This window comes from Glutamicibacter sp. AGC84 (assembly GCF_053543575.1).
Window position 1 is genome coordinate 38,975 of the sequence record NZ_JBLVOC010000016.1, and the last position, 1,710, is coordinate 40,684.

Consider the following 1,710-nt stretch of genomic DNA (forward strand, 5'->3'; position numbering starts at 1 on the left):
ACGCCATCGCTGTCAGAACTGTTGCGTAAGCTTCCTACCCTTCGCACTCGCTGCAGAATTTCTGCCCGTTGTCTTCACGGGCCAGCTGCGTGCGGTGACGCACCATGAAGCAAGATGCGCAGGTGAACTCGTCTGCCTGCTCCGGCAGGATCTCGATGCTCGCTTCTTCCTGCGATGCTTCGCCGCCGGGCAAAACATATTCCTCAGCCAAGGGTGTTTCGGCCTCGTCGACCAGGTTGGCCATGGCTGCGGTCTTGCCTGCCTTGAGCTGAGCGATTTCCTTGGCTCGTTCCGCTTCTGACATTGCCACGGGTGCAGCAGATTCATTTGCCATAATCGTTTTTCGCTCTTTCCTGCAGGTCTTCGTCCTAGCCGGCTGTTTCACAAGGTGAAAACTTATACCGGCATAGAAGTATAGCGTTATTCCGGGTCAGCCATTCCCGTTCTTGCCACGCTATGCCATGGGCGGAAGGTTCAAGGAATTACTGCGTGAGGTTGATGACTAATCTTGCGCCACACCCTGCGCGGTGGTAGGAATTCAGGCCTCGAGGTGGCAGAGTTTTACACAGGAAATAGAGCGTGTGGAGGGTAGGAATGCGTCAGCTGAGACTGGTAGGAATTCATGAAAATGGTTCCAGCCTGCAGGTCAGCAGCGACGACGGGATGAGCTTCGAGCTACCTGTTGACGATGCACTGCGCAGTGCAATGGCCGAAATTGCCCGTTCGCGGGCTCCAAGGAACCGTGAGGAGTCCTCGGTCCATTCGCCGCGCGAAATTCAAGCGCGAGTGCGCGCTGGTGCTTCCGCCTACGATCTGTCTCTCGAGTGGGATATCCCAGTCGAGGACATCGTCAAGTACGAAGGTCCGGTACTGGCTGAGCGCGAGCACATCGCCGAGCTAGCACGTCGTGTCGAGGTTTCAGGACCACAAACCGATGCCGAATACCGGGAAGTATTCGGCGAAGAGCCTGCGGATCTTGGTTCCATGGTGGTCCACCGCCTGCACCAGCTGCACATCGACGCCGACTCGGCTCGATGGAACGCCTGGAAAGATCCAGAAGGCCAATGGATCGTTACCGTGCAGTTCGATTCCCCGCTGCCGACCGAGAATGTCGAGTCCCTGGGCTCGGATTCCACTGAAGCTTCCTCGAACAGTGCGCGGTGGGCATTCACCCCGGCACGCAAGTCGTTGAAAAATCTGAACCGCTGGGCACAAACCTTGAGCGAACAGGTGGCCCCTGAGTACTTTCGCCCGGTCTCTGCGCTGAACCAGCCAGAGCCTGAGCAGGCTCCTGCAGCCAGCACCCCGGAACCGGATGAGACCGAAGAACTGGTCACGTTGCTGAACGCTCGTCGTGGGCAGCGCACGAAGGACCAGGATCCGGAGCGCGAGTCACGCTACAACGAGATCATCGAACGCAGCATGAGCAAGTACGACGCCGACGATGAGGACTCGCTGCCGCACCTTCCGCAAGGAATTTCGGCACGCACTTCGCAGCTGGTGGTCGTCACCGATCAGGATGCCGGCGGTGCGAACAGCACTGAGGACAAGCCGTCCGAGCAGAATGCCGAGGAGTCCGCTCCGCGCAAGGCCAAGCGGTCTTCGGTCCCCAGCTGGGATGACATCATGTTCGGCAAGCGCAAGAAGGACACCGATTCCTGACGCGCCGCCGGGCTAGAGCGCATACGGGTGCGGGAGCAGCATTTATTC

2 protein-coding genes are annotated in these 1,710 nt (G+C 58.8%); one reads left to right on the top strand and one right to left on the bottom strand.

The window, feature by feature from the left end; all coding sequences use genetic code 11:
- Nucleotides 1–34: 34 nt before the first annotated feature.
- Nucleotides 35–334, bottom strand: coding sequence for a DUF4193 family protein (locus tag ACNPN0_RS11220; protein ID WP_105656757.1), 300 nt, complete (start codon nucleotides 332–334; stop codon nucleotides 35–37).
- A gap of 260 nt (nucleotides 335–594) precedes the next feature.
- On the opposite strand from ACNPN0_RS11220, the gene sepH reads away from it, so the two are divergent.
- Nucleotides 595–1,662, top strand: coding sequence for a septation protein SepH (gene sepH / locus ACNPN0_RS11225; RefSeq protein WP_105656758.1), 1,068 nt, complete (start codon nucleotides 595–597; stop codon nucleotides 1,660–1,662).
- Nucleotides 1,663–1,710 lie beyond the last annotated feature (48 nt).